General features: G+C 45.1%; 18 protein-coding genes. 9 read left to right on the top strand and 9 right to left on the bottom strand.

Annotated features, from left to right (window positions below; genetic code table 11):
• Positions 1 to 109 precede the first annotated feature (109 nt).
• The gene (locus AC5JL3_RS14850) at positions 110 to 655 is read right to left on the bottom strand and encodes a GrpB family protein (protein ID WP_496075201.1); all 546 of its coding nucleotides are present in this window, start codon (positions 653 to 655) and stop codon (positions 110 to 112) included.
• A gap of 28 nt (positions 656 to 683) precedes the next feature.
• A complete protein-coding gene (locus AC5JL3_RS14845) occupies positions 684 to 1,076 on the bottom strand; it encodes a sll0565 family protein (protein ID WP_192217221.1) in 393 nt (130 codons plus the stop codon).
• A gap of 46 nt (positions 1,077 to 1,122) precedes the next feature.
• On the opposite strand from AC5JL3_RS14845, the gene AC5JL3_RS14840 reads away from it, so the two are divergent.
• Entirely contained in the window at positions 1,123 to 1,422 is a 300-nt protein-coding gene (locus AC5JL3_RS14840; RefSeq protein WP_192217220.1) for a DUF6439 family protein, read from the top strand.
• Here the strand turns inward: AC5JL3_RS14840 and AC5JL3_RS14835 are convergent.
• Together AC5JL3_RS14835 and rlmD are read right to left on the bottom strand one after the other, a co-directional pair.
• Entirely contained in the window at positions 1,405 to 1,851 is a 447-nt protein-coding gene (locus AC5JL3_RS14835) for an ATP-binding protein (protein WP_192217219.1), read from the bottom strand. The two genes, AC5JL3_RS14840 and AC5JL3_RS14835, sit on opposite strands and share 18 nt — an antisense overlap.
• Positions 1,852 to 2,372: 521 nt before the next feature.
• On the bottom strand, positions 2,373 to 3,773 hold the full coding sequence (gene rlmD / locus AC5JL3_RS14830; RefSeq protein ID WP_496075350.1) for a 23S rRNA (uracil(1939)-C(5))-methyltransferase RlmD: 1,401 nt from the start codon (positions 3,771 to 3,773) through the stop codon (positions 2,373 to 2,375).
• Positions 3,774 to 3,861: 88 nt separating this feature from the next.
• Between rlmD and AC5JL3_RS14825 the strand changes: the two genes are divergently transcribed.
• Together AC5JL3_RS14825 and AC5JL3_RS14820 are read left to right on the top strand one after the other, a co-directional pair.
• A complete protein-coding gene (locus AC5JL3_RS14825) occupies positions 3,862 to 4,347 on the top strand; it encodes an allophycocyanin subunit alpha-B (protein ID WP_192217217.1) in 486 nt (161 codons plus the stop codon).
• 447 nt (positions 4,348 to 4,794) lie between these two features.
• Entirely contained in the window at positions 4,795 to 5,271 is a 477-nt protein-coding gene (locus AC5JL3_RS14820; protein WP_496075200.1) for a hypothetical protein, read from the top strand.
• A 64-nt stretch (positions 5,272 to 5,335) separates the two neighbouring features.
• Here AC5JL3_RS14820 and AC5JL3_RS14815 read toward each other — a convergent pair whose 3' ends face one another.
• The 5 genes from AC5JL3_RS14815 to AC5JL3_RS14795 form a co-directional block, all read right to left on the bottom strand.
• Complete coding sequence (locus AC5JL3_RS14815; protein WP_496075199.1) at positions 5,336 to 6,148, bottom strand: hypothetical protein; 813 nt, start codon at positions 6,146 to 6,148, stop codon at positions 5,336 to 5,338.
• A 12-nt stretch (positions 6,149 to 6,160) separates the two neighbouring features.
• Positions 6,161 to 6,703: a class I SAM-dependent methyltransferase gene (locus tag AC5JL3_RS14810; RefSeq protein WP_496075198.1), complete on the bottom strand. Its 543-nt coding sequence runs from the start codon at positions 6,701 to 6,703 to the stop codon at positions 6,161 to 6,163.
• 126 nt (positions 6,704 to 6,829) lie between these two features.
• Positions 6,830 to 9,079, bottom strand: a complete 2,250-nt coding sequence (locus AC5JL3_RS14805; protein ID WP_496075197.1) for an O-linked N-acetylglucosamine transferase, SPINDLY family protein — start codon at positions 9,077 to 9,079, stop codon at positions 6,830 to 6,832.
• Positions 9,080 to 9,271: 192 nt separating this feature from the next.
• Entirely contained in the window at positions 9,272 to 9,877 is a 606-nt protein-coding gene (locus AC5JL3_RS14800; RefSeq protein WP_496075196.1) for a type IV pilin-like G/H family protein, read from the bottom strand.
• 126 nt (positions 9,878 to 10,003) lie between these two features.
• Positions 10,004 to 11,326, bottom strand: coding sequence for a class I SAM-dependent methyltransferase (locus AC5JL3_RS14795; protein WP_496075195.1), 1,323 nt, complete (start codon positions 11,324 to 11,326; stop codon positions 10,004 to 10,006).
• Positions 11,327 to 11,634: 308 nt separating this feature from the next.
• Here AC5JL3_RS14795 and trxB point away from each other — a divergent pair, with 308 nt between their 5' ends.
• The 6 genes from trxB (at position 11,635) to AC5JL3_RS14765 (ending at position 16,649) form a co-directional block, all read left to right on the top strand.
• On the top strand, positions 11,635 to 13,038 hold the full coding sequence (gene trxB, locus AC5JL3_RS14790; RefSeq protein WP_496075194.1) for a thioredoxin-disulfide reductase: 1,404 nt from the start codon (positions 11,635 to 11,637) through the stop codon (positions 13,036 to 13,038).
• Between the two features lie 128 nt (positions 13,039 to 13,166).
• Complete coding sequence (locus AC5JL3_RS14785; protein ID WP_496075193.1) at positions 13,167 to 14,051, top strand: ABC transporter permease; 885 nt, start codon at positions 13,167 to 13,169, stop codon at positions 14,049 to 14,051.
• Between the two features lie 67 nt (positions 14,052 to 14,118).
• Positions 14,119 to 15,024 (top strand): ROK family protein, encoded by a 906-nt coding sequence (locus AC5JL3_RS14780; RefSeq protein WP_496075192.1) that lies wholly within the window; start codon positions 14,119 to 14,121, stop codon positions 15,022 to 15,024.
• A 112-nt stretch (positions 15,025 to 15,136) separates the two neighbouring features.
• Positions 15,137 to 16,000, top strand: coding sequence for an aminotransferase class IV (locus tag AC5JL3_RS14775; RefSeq protein WP_496075191.1), 864 nt, complete (start codon positions 15,137 to 15,139; stop codon positions 15,998 to 16,000).
• Positions 16,001 to 16,171: 171 nt separating this feature from the next.
• Positions 16,172 to 16,306 (top strand): hypothetical protein, encoded by a 135-nt coding sequence (locus tag AC5JL3_RS14770; RefSeq protein ID WP_496075190.1) that lies wholly within the window; start codon positions 16,172 to 16,174, stop codon positions 16,304 to 16,306.
• Positions 16,272 to 16,649, top strand: coding sequence for a type II toxin-antitoxin system HicB family antitoxin (locus AC5JL3_RS14765; RefSeq protein ID WP_496075189.1), 378 nt, complete (start codon positions 16,272 to 16,274; stop codon positions 16,647 to 16,649). Before AC5JL3_RS14770 ends, AC5JL3_RS14765 begins: the two co-directional genes overlap by 35 nt.
• Positions 16,650 to 16,659 lie beyond the last annotated feature (10 nt).

Here is a 16,659-nt window from a genome sequence, read left to right as displayed (position 1 = left end):
CAGGAGAACTAATAGATATTAACTTCAGTTTAATGGTTATGCCACTGGGTTCGGGCTGGAACTGTATGGCATCCTTCATTCTTCCTTTAGCTTTGCCGCTCCCAATTTACTACCTTTGGCTGCGACGTGCTTTCTCCATAACTATTTGAATGTAAGCGCTCTTTCCTTTCGTATATCCCTCACGGTCTGTACGAAAACGCACTGCCAAATCACGTTTTAGCACCTCGTAGCGTTTTGCCTCTTCTGGATGTGATCGCAGGTAGTCATGAAACAACAGACGCTCCCAAAACTCACCATATGCCTCAACGACGTGAACGTGATGCGTTCTTCGCAAACCATAGGGAGGCATTCCTTTAACGAAAAACATCCGCCCTGGTCGGGGATCATCTCGCCAGTAAACATATTCAAGAGCTTTTAATAACGGGATAAGTGATTGTGCGGCTTCTAGGGAATGTACCCCGACCATCAAATCAATAATAGGCTTTGCTGCCAGACCTGGAACCGCTGTGCTACCAAAGTGTTCGATGGCAATAACCTTGTCACTACCTAATGCATTAAGAATTCGTGTAGACTCCTGTTCAAATAGAATTGACCAGTATGGGTCGGATTCAACAATTTCTACTTCGTCCCTCAGTCCACCTCTGCTAGGCAACAACTAAACTCCTAACCTCTGTTCTGAAAGGTTAGCTAGCACAGGATTTCAGTATCCAGCCAATAACAATACCCAGTCCCCCAAAACGGACGGCTTGCCAAAAAGGTTCTTTGAGACTACCCCAGGAAAATAATTGGCTTTCTAAGTTTAGTTCTATTGTTTCCAGTTGTTCTTTTATTTGCTTTAATTCAGCTTGCAGCGCTTGTCGATTGCTAGACTGACGCAATTCTCTCCTGACTTGCTCTCGACGTTGCTGAAGTTCAGCTTGCCGTTGGCGATCGCGCTGCACCTGAGCATAACGCTCTTTGAGTGCTTGAAGAGAGCGCTCTACCTCTGACAAAGCTTCCTGAAACTCGTCTGCACCCGTATCCGGCTGGTTGGGTTCTGAACCAGGGGACGATGAGGATGACGGTTTTTGCGGCATCTTCTAATGCCTTAGAGTAAGAGTAAATGCGAGTGTGCTTGCCATCATGCCTGAACCAACCCAATCCACTAAGACTAATCCCCTAACTGAATTTAGTACCCTTGAGCTAGCTCAAGCGCTGGCGGAGCGTCTAGCCATCACACCGACTGAGTGGCACCGATTAAAGTCTAATCGAAAAGCACGCGCTAGCGAACAAGCTGCCGCTGCCCTAGTATTTCTCCTGAAGGAACAGCCAGAAGAAGCACTTGCGAGATTTCGCCAAGCCTCAGGATGGTTAGACCGATCAATTTCCGCCCCTCCTTGTCCAACTCACGGGGATCAGCGCCCCTCAAGGAACCAAGGGTAGACGGGAACGACTGTTGACCTGCTTACAAAGTCTCAGTTCTGTTCCCTGGCGATTCCACTGAACCTGATCAAAAATCTGGTGGAGGAGACATAAGCCTCTGCCATTTTCTGATTCATCACTCGGCAAACTACAATCATCGATCTGATGACTACAAGGAGGAGAAAAGCCGGAACCTTCGTCCGAGATTATCCACCAGTATTCGTCATTTATGACTGAAAAGTGAACCACTACCGTCTTACTTGGGTCTAAATTGTTACCATGCTTTGCCGCATTTACCAATGCTTCTTGCAACCCCAGCCGAAGTTCCGGTTGCCATCTACGGGGAATCTGTTCAAGAAGCAAATCGAGGATGGGGCAAAGATAGAGGGTAGAAGCGAAGCTAATCGTTCCCCAGTCGCGTCCAACCGGACGCAAAGATATAGCAATCACTCAAAAAACCTCTAGCTTTCATGTGGTGGACTTGATACGTTACACAGCTAGCTGCCATGTTTCTTCTCTCATCTTTCCTAAAACCAGATCTCCCTGGCTCAGGCTGTTTATATGAATCTTAGTAAGTGTCCAGGCTTTCGACGCTGACTCTACAGGGGTTGAGTTCCGCAAGGCTAGCGCGAAACTTTAACACTCAGTTTAGAGTTTGGTCTTTGACCTTTTCCGTTGAATTGCTTGGAGCTATTGCTCGCTTACCAACGGATCGGGGTGAAGTGCGCTAACTTCTTGCCTCTAGAGAGGATCGGTTTTCTCTCATCGGTTTAGAGAGGAACCTTTACATACCATTGTAACGAAACACTCTCTTAAACACCAGATCGTGGCTTCAAATAACCGCCCCATCTGGATTCCTCTGTTTTTAAAGGATGTTCTACTCTTACTTTTTTATCTGGATAAAGTAGAGAAATGTCAGTACGGTTTCAGCCTCTAAGAGATGTACTCATAGACATTTCCCTTGCCTTGCTTCAGCCTTGTCGTGTTAGGAAGGCTGCACATTCAACGTGGGGTGTTTGAGGAAAGAAATCAGCAGGTTGTATGTGATCTAACTGATAGCTACCAGTCTGGCTGATGAGCTTGAGATCCCGTGCCAGAGTAGCTGGCTTACAGCTAATGTAAACGATACGCCTGGGTAAGATTTGAAGAAGGGTTTCGATGACCTGGCGATCGCATCCCTTACGAGGTGGGTCAAGTAAAACAATATCGGGTGTGATCCCCAGTTTTGGCAGCAAGGTTTCCACCGTTCCAGTTTTAAAGATTACATTGCTGATCCCGTTAAGCTGGGCATTGCTTTGGGCTTGTTCTACGGAGGCAGGTTGTACTTCTAAACCAATTGCCTGCTGCACTCGTTGCGCTAGGGGCAGAGTAAAGGTACCAATGCCACAGTAAGCATCGACTAGTACTTCATCCCCCTTAAGCGCTAGTTGTTGTGCGATCGCATTTAATAGTGCCTCTGCTGCCTCTGTATTGACCTGGAAGAAGGTTTCAGGCGATAGTTGGAACTCAAGACCAGCAAACTCTTCTTTCAAATAAGGCTGACCCGTAATACAGCGAGTTTCATCACCAAAAATCGCATTGGTGCGGTTTGGGTTACGATTCACCGAAACCCCCACCAGTTTGGGGTAGCGAGTCATCCACTTTTCCGCTTGAACATCAAGATCTCCTAGCTTCCAATCAGTTGCGATCAACGTCAGCAGCATCTCTCCGGTACGGCGCCCAATCCGCAGCGACAGGTGACGGATGCGTCCTTGATGACGGCGTTCGTCATATACTGACCACCCCATTCGCTCAATATCCTGCTTAACTTCGGCTAACAGCGGATTTAAGCGCGAATCTTGCACAGGGCATTGATTTAGATTAATTAGCTGGTGACTTCCTTTTTGGTAGTAGCCTGCCTGAACTTGACCCGTTGCGGATCGTTTTAAGGGATAGGTCACTTTGTTGCGGTAGGCAAGGAATGAGTCACTGATCAAGATGGGTGCGACAGGAGGTTGAGTAAAGCCACCAATGCGTTCTAAGGCTTGAACGACTAGATTATGTTTCGTTGATTGCTGATACCCGTAGTCAATGTGCTGCCACTGGCAACCACCGCATTTGTCTGCGACGATGCAGTTGGGTCGAATGCGATGGGGAGATGGTTCTAAGATTTGGTGAAGTTTGCCATTGGCATAGTTGGCTTTGACATGTACCAGCCGAACTAGAATGCGATCGCCCGTGACCGTATCTGGAACAAAGATTACTCGACTGCCCAAACGTCCAACACCCTCGCCAGTATCATTCAAATCTGTAATCCTTACCTCAACCAACTGACCTTGTTGCCATTGGTCTAGGCGGGGATCATCGTTTTTTTTATCTGCACTACCAGGCAGTTGAGTCGTAGACACAGTATTTTCCTCTCTTTATTTGTGTAGCCTAGAGTCGCTAAACTACAAATGTTACCTAAGTTAAACCAATAAGATGAGCGTAGTTAGCCAAGTTATTCTCCAAGCAGACGACCAACTCCGATATCCTAGCTCCGGAGAACTCAACAGTATCAATGAGTTTTTGAAAACAGGTGAACAACGGGTGCGGATTGCTACCACTCTCGCTGAAAATGAAAAAAAGATTGTTCAGGAAGCTAGCAAGCAGCTTTGGCAGAAACGTCCTGACTTTATTGCTCCAGGTGGCAATGCTTACGGGGAGCGTCAACGGGCGCTATGCTTACGCGACTACGGCTGGTACTTGCGACTGATTACCTACGGAGTCCTGTCCGGTGACAAGGAACCCATTGAAAAAATCGGTCTAATTGGGGTGCGAGAAATGTACAACTCTCTTGGTGTGCCAGTTTCAGGGATGGCTGAATCAATCCGTTGCTTAAAAAATGCTTCTCTAGGATTGCTTAGCCAAGAGGATGTCTCGGCAGCAGCTCCCTACTTTGATTACATCATTCAAGCTATGTCTTGATTTTTGGGCTAAGTATATTTTTTGCCTAATATAACCTCCAGCAAAGGTGCTGGAGGCACTTTTTCCTAGTTGAAGTAGCTCTTAATGGGGTATTAAGTCCTTAAAATTTAATTCTAGCTGGGTAAACGGCTTAGTATCGGGAGAGGTCGTTCTTAATCGAATAAAAAACCGACAGTCTCTACTCAGAACCTGTCGGCTGGTTGTGTGTTCCCTATTGATGACTCGGCTAGAGTTCAGTCATGATTTAGTATGCAAAAGTTAGCAGCCTGAGGATGACGATCTTGATCAGCTAAGTGCTGTGAATCTGATCACTGTTCAGAAAACGCTCAAAAGCATTACTTCTGCTTCTGAGTTCCGCTAAGTGAGATGGCTAGCGAAAGGAGAAATCACTGGCTTTAGCTCTGAAAAGTGTTAAGCACGTCATGTTCCCTTAGATCAATGGTGTTTGTGAAAAAACTGCCTTGGGTTTCACTCTTGCTCCTTCTTTTTACCTACGGTGTCTTTGGCTGGTTGCTATCTACTGACGCAGAAAGACTCGCTAATGTTGATGCTCGAAAACTTACTAGCACAACATTAACGTTGGGGAATACTGCTTGGTTGCTCTGGCTAATGGGAGCTATTTATAGTTTTCTCATTGCTTTCGCTTTGGCGGCTCCTTTGACGTTAATTAGAAACTTTTACACGGGTTGGCTGCAATCGGATACTAGAGCGTTTTTTTCAGTGATTTTTGGAGCTTTTTTTGCGGTAATCATCCTTAGCTGGCTTGAGGTTGTTGTTCGCATATTGGTTTTGCTTGCTGCTGGTGCCTTGGTCAGGTTAGATCTTCAGACAGCAGATTACGGGGAATGGCAAGCCTTTGGGATTATCTCTGCCGTTTCCTTGGGTGGCTTTAGTTTAGGGGTGATTATGCATCAGCTAATTTAAGCTGACGGGCGCTAGAAGTATGGAAGACTTAAAGCGATGAAGCCTTAAGTGTTTAGCTTAGAACTCAATCGGTTTTCGGCAATTGAATCCTCGCTCCCTGTGGCGTAACAATGACTTTGCCACCGAGTGCCTCAATGCGACTGATCGCAAGTTGACGGGTGCGATCGTCTAGCGCATTACTTAAAACCATTGACCAAGCATTGACTTGGGCTGATTTGCTCAGGGGATTACGGGCAAGAGACCCAGCGCTTCGGCGAGAAATTGCTACTATATTCTTACTTTCTTCATCAGAATAGGTACTTGCCCATTCGGCTGCCTTCTCATAGGATTGTCTTGCTGCTTGAGCATCGCCTAAAAACAACAACTCATCTGTGGCTTTATAACGCCAAACATAGTAGGACTTAGGTGGTGATTGAGGAGCAAGCGACTTTAGCCCTTTGTCCATCAGCGCTACAGAGCGTTCTGGCATTCCTGCGTATAAAGAACCACTCCCAGAAAGGAAAAAATACGCCTGCAAGAATTTGGGGTCGCGATCGATGATTACATCAAAATAATCTGGACCAAGCCGATAGCCAGTCGCTGCGCGAGCTTCATCATCACCAAAATACTGTATGAAATTTAGAAATGCCCAATCTGCAAGCAAATTATCAAAACCAAAGGCAGGAACTTTCTGGAGCAGATTGAGGCGCACTTTTTCTGCCTTGACTTCCGTTTGAAGAGCTTCTGGTGAAGCGTTTTTGGCTCCGCCTCTTATTTGAGCCAGTTGAGGCATCTGTAGCGCCCCAAGTGCAAAAATAGATAAGAGGGCGATAAAGGATAGCCCGATTGATTGACCTACATTAGGACGAGATAGGAAAGATATCATAACCTGAGCCATGAAAAGATTTCGCTAGATGTTTTCTAGGGATTTTTTTGCAATAACATTCAGGCTAATCAAAGTGTCTAATATCCGTAGACTACTACAGTCATTAAAAATCTTAAACTCTGAGAATTGCTCATATTCTTGAAAACCTGCTTCTTCTAGGTAAAGTGCTAAGATTTCAAAATCAAAACCAACTTTATGAACATCATAGATATTTGTCTGACCACCAAATATAATTCGCATTAGGTGATGCCGTTCAAGAGGCATTAAATTCGGATTTAGATAAAGCCAGCATAAGGTTTTCAAATCAGGTACACTAATTAAAAGTTTACCTCCTGGTTTAAGCACGCGATGCCATTCTTTTAAGGTATTTATGAGTTGATTATTCAGACCGTAGTAGAAGTGTTCTAAGACGTGACTAGCGTAAATCGACTCGATAGAATTACTTTCAAATAGACTCAAGTCATTAGCATTAGCTACATAATCTACTTCAGGACGAGGTTCGACATCTAAAATCTTCCATTCAGGATGAGACTCCTTACCACCAATATGGAGTTTGAGAGGTTTCATTGTTACTTATAGTTAAACTTTAGAAGACGATTGAAACTATATTGAGCAAACCTATGGGCTTTTGAGTAATGAATCACATAAGTTTGTACCGAAAATGAGCATAAGTACCAGGAAAAAAGTTAGTGACTAAGAGATATTATTCATAACATAATTTGACCACATTTTCTCGTAAGCATCTTCCATATCACGAGTAAACTGCTTCGCATTCCATAGCGGTGCTGTTTGCCTGGATTGTCGTAGTCGCCAGGATATCTGCTGTCTGAGATCGGAATCTTTGCCTAAGCGAATTCCCCACTCTACATACTCTTCATCAGTCCACGCGATTCCTTCTGTGATACCTGCATTCATCATCATGGTGTAGCTATTACGAGCAGCAAATTGTTGTCCAACTCGCGTTACTAATGGAATACCCATCCAGAGAACTTCTAGAGTTGTGGTAGCGCCGTTATAGGGGTAGGTATCTAAGACTACATCAACAATACCCAAGTTAGCCCGGTGTACTGCTTCTGAAGTCACCTGTGGCAGAAATCGTAGGCGATCGCAATTTACGCCTTCCTCTTCAGCAATTTGGCTAAAGAAGCTTGTAATTGAGTCTTTGTCCGCTAAACCTTTAATTAGGAAGTAACTATTTGGCACTTCCTTAAGGATTTTTAGTTGTAGTCGTGCGGTATCTGGATGACGCTTGTATCCTCTTTGAGAGCAAAGATACACTACACCATCACTAGGAATATCTAAGTGATCTCGACGGAGGGTAGGCACAGCTACCTCAAAACCGTCAACAGCTATATAAGTCTGAGGAAGTCTCCAGATTTTTTCTGTATAGTAATCTTGGGCTGACTCCGGTAAAACATAAGGGTCAGCAATGAAGTAATCTACTGCCGGTACTCCCGACGCATCCCAGCCTAGCCAAGTCGCTTGAATAGGTGCTGGTTTCAACGACGTGATCTGACAGGTAGTATCTAAAGTAATGCTATCAAGATCAATTAATATATCAATTTCATCTTTATGAATTTTTTCAGCAATCTCTAAGCCATTGCTACCTGCTTTGTAAACCTGATCTCCTTGGTTAACATACCACGCTTGTAATTCGTCATTGCGTTGACTGTAGTTAACCAGATAAGAATAAACATGAAAACGCTCACGATCATGATATTTGAAAATCCAACGAGCTAACCAACCTACAGAATGGTTTCTCAAACAATGAGAAATATATCCAATCTTAAGTAATTTCGTTTGATTCTTTACTACTCTCTGAGTGTATCTCTCTGCCTGCTCTTTTGCATAACTTTGAATATTGAATTGGCAAAGTTGAGCAAGTTGATTATAGATATATCTGTTATGTTCTGGCTCGTCTCGTAAGTAGGGTAGAAAATAAGCGCTAGTAAATAACCGTTGGACTGTTGCTTGCTCTGACAGTAGTGGTTGTTCTTTGATTAATGACAAAATCAGAGACTCTTGATGCTGCGAGACTTCATCAGCTTCTTGCCAATATCCACCAGCGCTCATGAACCCACGTAGCACTAGATAACTGCTAAAAATTTGATCTGGTAATGTTTTTGATAGAGAATGGCATAGTTTTGCTGTGTCTATTCCTTTGGAATAATCCTTCGCGTTTTGATAAAAACAGGCTAAATGCCGTAGAACTTCAACATTATCTGGATCTAAACTTAAATACAATTCAAGGAAGCGTGCTGCTAACCCCGGATGTCCTACAGAGTAAGCAATTTTAAGTGATGCGGGTAACACAACAACTAAAAAGCCTCTAACATCTTGGACATGAGGTAAACAAACTTCAACCAATTCCAGAGATGATGGAGCTACAAAAGCGTTATCCAAGACATTTTGTAATACCTTTAGTAGTAAATCAGAATCAAGACTAAGTGATTCCTCCAATTTAAGAAGTTCTATAACACCTAGAGAAACTAACTGCTCCTCAGAGAAAATTTCTTGCTTAAACGCTAGCTCAAGCAAATGCAGCAAATTGTTAGCCTCCGTTGGGCTAATTTCTCTTATGTGCTGTCGGAGTGCCCAAGCGACTGAATAACTTCCTAGCTCTTCCTGCCTAGTCGCTTCTTTTTGCAGAACCTGTATGAGTTCTGCTGTCCAAAGGTCAACCTGTTCCGGCTCACCCTCCGCCATAGCCAACAGCCAGGTTGTCTGAGCTTCTAATTCTTGCCCTTGCAGCAGCAGCATCAAGCCTAAATTCCAGTAGTGAGACCTGACCTCAGGTTCGGCTGTAATTGCTTCCTCATACAGATTTTCCGCCTTACTGTAGTCTCCCAAAACCAGATGTTGATGGGCTTGCTGCTGCCAGTTAACCAAATTTCGCAAAGCAGATTCAGCCGTTGTAAGATTTATTTTTTCCGGTGACTTCACAACCTAGTTTTTATCTGTTTACGTGGTAAAGAATCAAACTGAATTTAGTAAACCTTGAAGCAAGGAGTCCTGTTTTAAAGATAGAACTATTGCAATTTTCTTTTGAGTTAGTGCCATTCGTCTTAGGAGAAGGTTATTAAAAGTAGTGGGTAGATCACTCTACCCACCTACTCCCAATAGTTATCAGTTGGCTTATTTGCCGCCTACTGGTTTATAGTCGGGATCTGGGCACGTTGGTGGACCTCCAGCAGCATCAAACGTGGCGGGTTGCGACCCATCTACACCACCCTGAATTCCACTAGCAATCTTAGCTTCGCACAATACAGCTAGCGTAGTTGCCTCACTTGTATCTGCTATCTCACCTAGGGCTACACCCCCAATGTAAGCTTTGATTGATGCTGCTCTTGGTTGTGCCTGGTTTGTTACCTGAGCAGACGGATCACCAACTGTAACCGTAGGTGGTGCCTCAGTAGCACCACCGTCAATGTTGTAAGTATAATTAGTGGTCTGAGTGGCAACGCCAAGACCTAATGCAGCGAAGCCTTTACCACCATCGAATTCAGTCATGTAATTGTTTTCTAGGAAGAAAGCTTGCTGAGCTCTATTCATTGAACCTACATAGGTTTTTGCTTCAGACTGCTTTGCCTTGTTCGCTTGGTTCAGGAAGGAAGGGAGAGCAATAGCTGCCAAAATACCAATGATGATGATAACAACGAGCAGTTCAATTAGTGTAAAACCTTCATCCTGCTTTTTCTTGTTGAGGTGTTGCAGGAACTTTGCTTGTAAATCGAGCTTCATAAAGAGATTTCTCCTTGAGGTGCGGGATGCTTAACTTCTTACTCCTGGGTGTAACTTACCCAGTTGTACTCCCTTTCCTATCACCCCATTAAAAAATTCTTCCGGAGTGCCGGAAGTCACTCAGGGTTAACGCTCCAGAAGCACATATCCATTTGCCTCCAGCCCAGTCAGTGCTTGTATCACGATTTCAAAAGCCTCTATCTCAGCCGTTGGCTTTAGGGTAACAGGATGCACAGGACGCAACTTCTGCCAGCGCTCCACCAGCGCCTGTATTGACTGAGCGGATTCCATCAGAGGTAAAAGGCAAGCCGCAATGGTACTGTCTACTAGGAATTGCTTTCCAGTAACCGGAAGATACTTACTGATTTCAAACGGGTTGAGTTGGGTGGTACACCTGACTACTTCTTCTTTCACGGCTGGCGTTCTCAACTGAGGATGCAAATGCGCCTTTGCTCCTTGCCAGTCAGAAGTTGTCCACTCGGCAATAGGTGCATGAGGTTGCGCTTGATTGGGATGCCCACACCAGAAGTCCAGCAGTCGGTGGATGGGATGTAAAAGCTCGAATAAACGCAGTTGCTGTTCTACGGAAATGTCTGGCAGGCTCATTGACAGAAACACAGGTAAATTGTCTGGCTCTTTGAATAAATTCATTAAATTCCATTGCCGCCAGTTCACCATGCTAATGAATTCTAGATCTGCTGCTCTCAAAGCAGAAAATACCTCAGAAATATTGTATCCCTTATCATTTTGGATTAAATAGTTTGACAAAACTGTCTGTTTTCCCTTTTCTCCCTCACAACCAGGACTCCAAACTTTGATTTTAAGGTCAATATCGTCCTTCAAAGCCTTCAGTGTTTCTAGCGTAATTTCTATCTCTACATCTTCGGGATTGCTATCCATCAATCCCATTAGCCGGAATAATTCTTGAGCGCGAAAAAAGGCAGCTCGTTGAAGTGAACTGTGTAGATTGCTGCGAATAATTCCCTGTGGCTTAAGAACCGACTTCATTGCCTCTAGAGCAACAACTGGTTCAGGAACTAGGTAAAGAACATCATCACAATTGATGTAGTCAAACTCTAAACCAAGATTGGGTAATTCATCTATAGAGAGTTGTTGGAATTCTCCGTTTTCAATACCATGATGCTGAAAGCGCTTGCGGGCTAGCTCTAAAGACTGTTCTGAAAGGTCAATACCAATAATTTTTGCACCAGGATTAGCTTCAGCTAGGACTAAGGATTTATATCCTGTGCCACATCCAGCATCAAGAATCAGTTTATCTTTGGTATCAATAACTTGATGATTTCTCAAATAGTAAGATGTTACTATATCGTGAAAATAAAGTTTATTTTTATCTTCTTTAGGAGATTTGTCTATTTCGATTCTTGGGTAAGGACCAAAGTCAAATTGTTGACGAATTTTTTCGATTATTTCAGCCGATTTTTCATCCATGAGTGCTATCTCCAAATGCAGAAACTTTTTTGGTATTCGTGAGAGTCGAGCTGGAAGGGTATCTAGCTAGATACAAGTATTCCCCTTCTGCAATTAAAAGTAAACTGACAAGTAAAAGTTACTTTGCCTCCATCGGTCAGCCAGTCTGAGACTAAAGTCTGGAGAGGAACACATAAACGTGGGTTGTGGCAGTACTGGTAAGGCTAGACCAGGCTGGCAGACTACATTAACAGAGAAGAGGCTATATTATCTGCTCAAAAACCGCTATACTGGTTTCTATGCGTAGTCGTTATGAGTTCATTTAGCTTATGTCCAACCCAACTGTAGAGAATCTCGTAATCATTGGCTCTGGGCCTGCTGGATACACTGCTGCTATCTATGGGGCACGGGCAAATCTGAAGCCGCTTGTGTTTGAAGGCTTTCAAGCTGGCGGACTACCTGGCGGGCAGTTGATGACCACGACGGAGGTGGAGAACTTTCCAGGCTTCCCAGAGGGGATTACTGGACCGCAGCTAATGGATCGGATGAAAGCGCAGGCAGAGCGTTGGGGAGCAGAACTGTACACAGAGGATGTTACCTTTGTTGATTTGAGCCAGCGTCCGTTTGTTGTCCGCTCTGAGGAACGGGAAGTTAGAACCAACAGTATTGTGATTGCGACAGGTGCTACGGCGAAACGGTTAGGGCTACCCTGTGAAGGTGAGTTCTGGAGTCACGGTATCTCAGCTTGTGCGATTTGTGATGGGGCGACACCGATTTTCCACGGTGCTGAACTGGCTGTAGTTGGGGGTGGTGACTCGGCGGCTGAGGAAGCGGTTTACTTGACGAAGTATGGTGACCATGTGCATATGCTGGTGCGTACTGATAAGATGCGGGCAAGTAAAGCGATGCAAGACCGGGTTTTGAATAACCCTAGAATTACGCTTCATTGGAACACTGAGCCAGTGGATGTGTTCGGTGAGAATGGTCGGATGACGGGCGTGAAACTCCGCGATACGAAGACAGGTGAGGAGCGTGACCTTCATGTTAAAGGGCTATTTTACGCGATCGGTCACAAACCCAATACCTCTTTGTTTGAGGGACAGCTAGAACTGGATGAGGTTGGTTACATTGTGACGAAGCCTGGGTCAGTAGAAACTAGTGTGGAAGGTGTCTACGCGGCTGGAGATGTTCAAGACCATGAATATCGTCAGGCAATTACTGCTGCTGGTACTGGCTGTATGGCAGCAATGTTGGCAGAGCGCTGGCTTTCAGTGCATGGTTTGATTCAGGAGTATCATCTTCCTCAGATACACTCCTCAGAAACGCCACCGACAACTGAGGTCATTGAAGAGAAGACAGCAGCAACACCGGAAGAGGTATTTTATATCAACAACACTCGCCATGAAGGGGGATACGCACTGCGGAAGTTGTTCCATGAAAGCGATCGCCTTCTGATGGTAAAGTATGTCTCACCCAACTGTGGACCTTGCCACACCCTCAAGCCGATTCTCAACAAAGTGGTGGATGAGTTTGATGGCAAGATACACTTTATCGAAATTGACATTGATAAAGACCGGGATATTGCTGAGAATGCCCAGGTTACAGGGACACCCACTGTGCAGTTCTTTAAGGACAAAGAATTAGTGGCGCAACTTCAAGGCGTTAAGCAAAAGAGCGAATTCCGCAAGGTGATTGAGCGCTACTTACCAGCAGGTGTTTCAGGCGCTAGGTAAGCTTGGCTGACACGAGAAAATTAAGCTAATCCAGATGCTTTTAATCTGGGGTAGCAATCAGAGGGCGCACACAGTAGTGATGCGTCCTGTTATTATTTGCCGATAGCAAGTGACTACGGCAGACACTAATGACCTTAACCAGACTCCGATTACCCAAGTCTTTACGCCTTTCTGAACGTCGCAGTCTCTCGATGCAGTTGATGCTCGTGGGAATTGTGATTACAGTTTCCTTCATAGCAGTTGCACTTCTCGCTTCCACGTTTCAGGCTTGGGGATGGCTGCAAGACCCGACAGCATCTCTAATTAACCCGATTCATGAACCGCCTGGAGGGAAGTACTGGTTCGGCACCAATCGCCAGGGGTATGATGTCTTTTCCCGTACCTTGTTTGGTTCTCAAGCGGCATTGCAAGTGGTAATTCTTGCCACAACCCTGAGTCTAATTATTGGCGTTCCTTTGGGCTTGGTGAGTGGTTATCTGGGTGGCAACCTGGATAGGGCGTTGCTGTTTTTGATGGATACTATCTACACCCTGCCTGGGTTTTTGCTATCGGTCACGCTAGCATTTGTGGTAGGACGAGGGGTTTTGAATGCCGCGATCGCACTTAGTATTTCCTACATTCCCCAGTACTTTCGAGTAGTCCGTAACCACACAACTAGCGTCAAAAACGAACTATTCATCGAAGCAGCACAAGCGATGGGCGCTTCGACGAAAACAGTTTTGTCTCGCTACCTATTTCTCAATGTGATTCAGAGTGTGCCAGTAATCTTTACCCTCAATGCGGCTGACGCGATTTTGCTCTTAGGCGGTTTGGGATTCTTAGGCTTGGGATTACCAGAACAGACACCCGAATGGGGACATGACTTACGTCAAGCACTCGATGCTTTACCGACAGGTATTTGGTGGACAGCGCTTTTCCCTGGTTTAGCCATGACATTAATGGTAGTGGGATTATCTCTCGTCGGAGAGGGCTTGAGCGAGTTTATCAATCCCCGATGGCGGCGGGAAAATTAGACTTCTTGCAGAAGTGGCGCTAAGATGCTGTAGCAATTTAGCAAGCAGTTTTGGGTTGGCGGGTGTGATGGAGCCGGAAGTAATTGGCATTGATTTAGGGGGAACAGCAATTAAACTGGGGCGATTTCGTCAGGATGGAACTTGCTGCCAGTCTTTGAGCGTACCAACACCCCAACCAGCAACGCCTACGGCTGTTGTCGAGGCACTGGTGGAGGCAATCAATTCATTAAATTCTGAAGAGGCTAGTCATCAGGTAGCCGCTATTGGTGTTGGCACTCCTGGGCCGGCTGATGCCGAGGGTCGGATTGCTAGAGTTGCTATCAACTTGGCAAATTGGCAGGATGTCCCCCTTGCGGATTGGTTAGAAGCAAAGACGGGTTACCCGACTGTTCTTGCTAATGATGCCAATTGTGCAGGCTTAGGAGAGGCTTGGCTAGGTGCGGGTCGTCAATTTCGCAATCTAATTTTGCTGACTTTAGGCACGGGTGTTGGAGGCGCAATTATTTTAGATGGGAAACTCTTCACAGGTCATCAGGGTGCGGCTGGTGAGTTGGGGTTAATTACCTTGAACCCAGATGGACCAATGTGTAATAGCGGCAATCAGGGTTCTCTAGAGCAATACGCCTCCGTTCAAGCAATTCGCCGTTGTACTGGCAAAGAACCGAATGTACTCGGTGTCATGGCAAGAGAAGGCAACAAATTTGCTCTCGAATTTTGGGAAAGTTACGGGCGCAATCTCGGTGCTGGTTTGGCGAGTCTCATCTATGTCCTAACGCCAGAAGCCATTGTCATTGGTGGTGGAGTGAGTGCGAGTGCCGAATTTTTCTTCCCGGCGGCATTAGCAGAAATTGAGCGACGAGTTCTTTACAGTTCCCGTGCTGGTTTACAACTACTCACGGCTGAGTTGGGTAATCAAGCTGGGATGGTGGGTGCGGCAAAATTGGCTTGGCAAAAGGTAGAGGTTGTTAGTTAGTTGTTGGTTTTTGGTTGTCCTCTATTGACTTTGATTTGTGTCTTTCTAAGCTATCTGCCGTTCATATTTTGTCTAAGTCCTACTGATCCAAAACTAGCCTATTATTTGCTGAATGTTTTTTGAACCTACGCCAATTGTTTGGCATAACGGCAAGCTGGTTCAACGCGAACAAGCTGCACCTTCCATTGCTAGCCATTCACTGCACCTTGGCATCGGTGTCTTTGATGGCATCATGGCTTACTGGAATGGCGATCGCTATTACATTCATCGTCTAGAAGCGCATCTAACCCGCCTTCGTCACGCGGCTACGCAGATGGGGCTTGCCTTCTCCTGGTCGAATGAAGACCTAACATTAGGGATTAAGTCACTCCTGGATCAACTACCTCAAACTAATTACTACATCAGACCCATTGTTTACCGTGCTGGAGCTTACCTAAACTTTAGTGAAACAATGCCCGTGGATGTGACAATTTTGGGGGTTACCATCGCACGGGATGTAGACAAACCGATTAAAAGCCACATTTCAAGCTTTGAGCGCGTTTCAGGTCATGCGATTCCAATTACTTGGAAGATATGTGGAACCTATGTCAACAGTTACTTAAGCCGTCGTGCAGCCCAACTGAGTGGATTCGATGATGCAATTCTGCTTGACCAAGAAGGTCGAATCACCGAAGCAACTGCCGCTAATCTTTTTCTCCTTCAAAAAGACACTGTAATTACGCCAGCGCTGACTCCAAATATTTTCCCCGGTATTACCCGCGACACAGTGCTTGATATTGCCCAATCTTTGGGAATTGAGGTGGTTGAACGCGATATAAGACCTGATGAACTTGGGAATTTTGATGGTGCTTTTTTAGCCGCAACAATGATGGAGTTAAGACCCTTGGAAACAATTGATAACTATCGGTATGACTCGTGGAATCATCCACTATTTCGCCAATTTTTGAAGGAGTTTCGCGAAATTACACATCAATAACAATTACAACATAAATCCCTCAACTTGATAATGATGCTAGCTTTTTGATCCAGTTGTCCAATCCCTCGAATGACTCGTTCTTTACTGGCAATCAAGTGTTCTCGAATTGCGTGAGCAGTGGCTTCTAGGTTGCGATCGCTCTCTACTTCAGTATCCTCATGCTTGCAGTTTATGTGCGATAAGCCTACGGCATGGCTTCGCTTACCGCTTCTCGTTAAGGGAATTTATGTCCAGCAAATTGTTGAACTATTGAACTTGGAAGAATGGAGCGATGACGACACTGAATCAGAAGAACAAGCAGATTGAGAAGCAGCTACTGGAATATTATTTGAATCTTCAGTATCCAGTAACACTTTACCTCGATCCAGAGGGGGGATATGTGGTTCAGATTAAAGACTTGCCTGGATGTCTAACTCAAGGTGAAACGCTGGATGAAGCGATCGCAAACATTAATGAGGCGCGGGAGTTGTGGATTGAAACTGCTTACGAAGCTGGAGATGAGATTCCTTTACCCAGTACTGATGATACCTACAACGGTAAGCTACTCCTGCGGATGCCTAAATCTTTGCATCGTCGTTTAGCTGAGAAGGCAGACGGAGAAAATGTGAGTCTCAATCAGTACATTGTGTCTCTGTTGAGTAGAGGATGATAGGGTTAGT

Source organism: Symplocastrum torsivum (genome assembly GCF_059505465.1).
The sequence above is the reverse complement of the archived record's forward strand: the minus strand, read 5'-3'. Positions and strand labels throughout refer to the sequence as shown.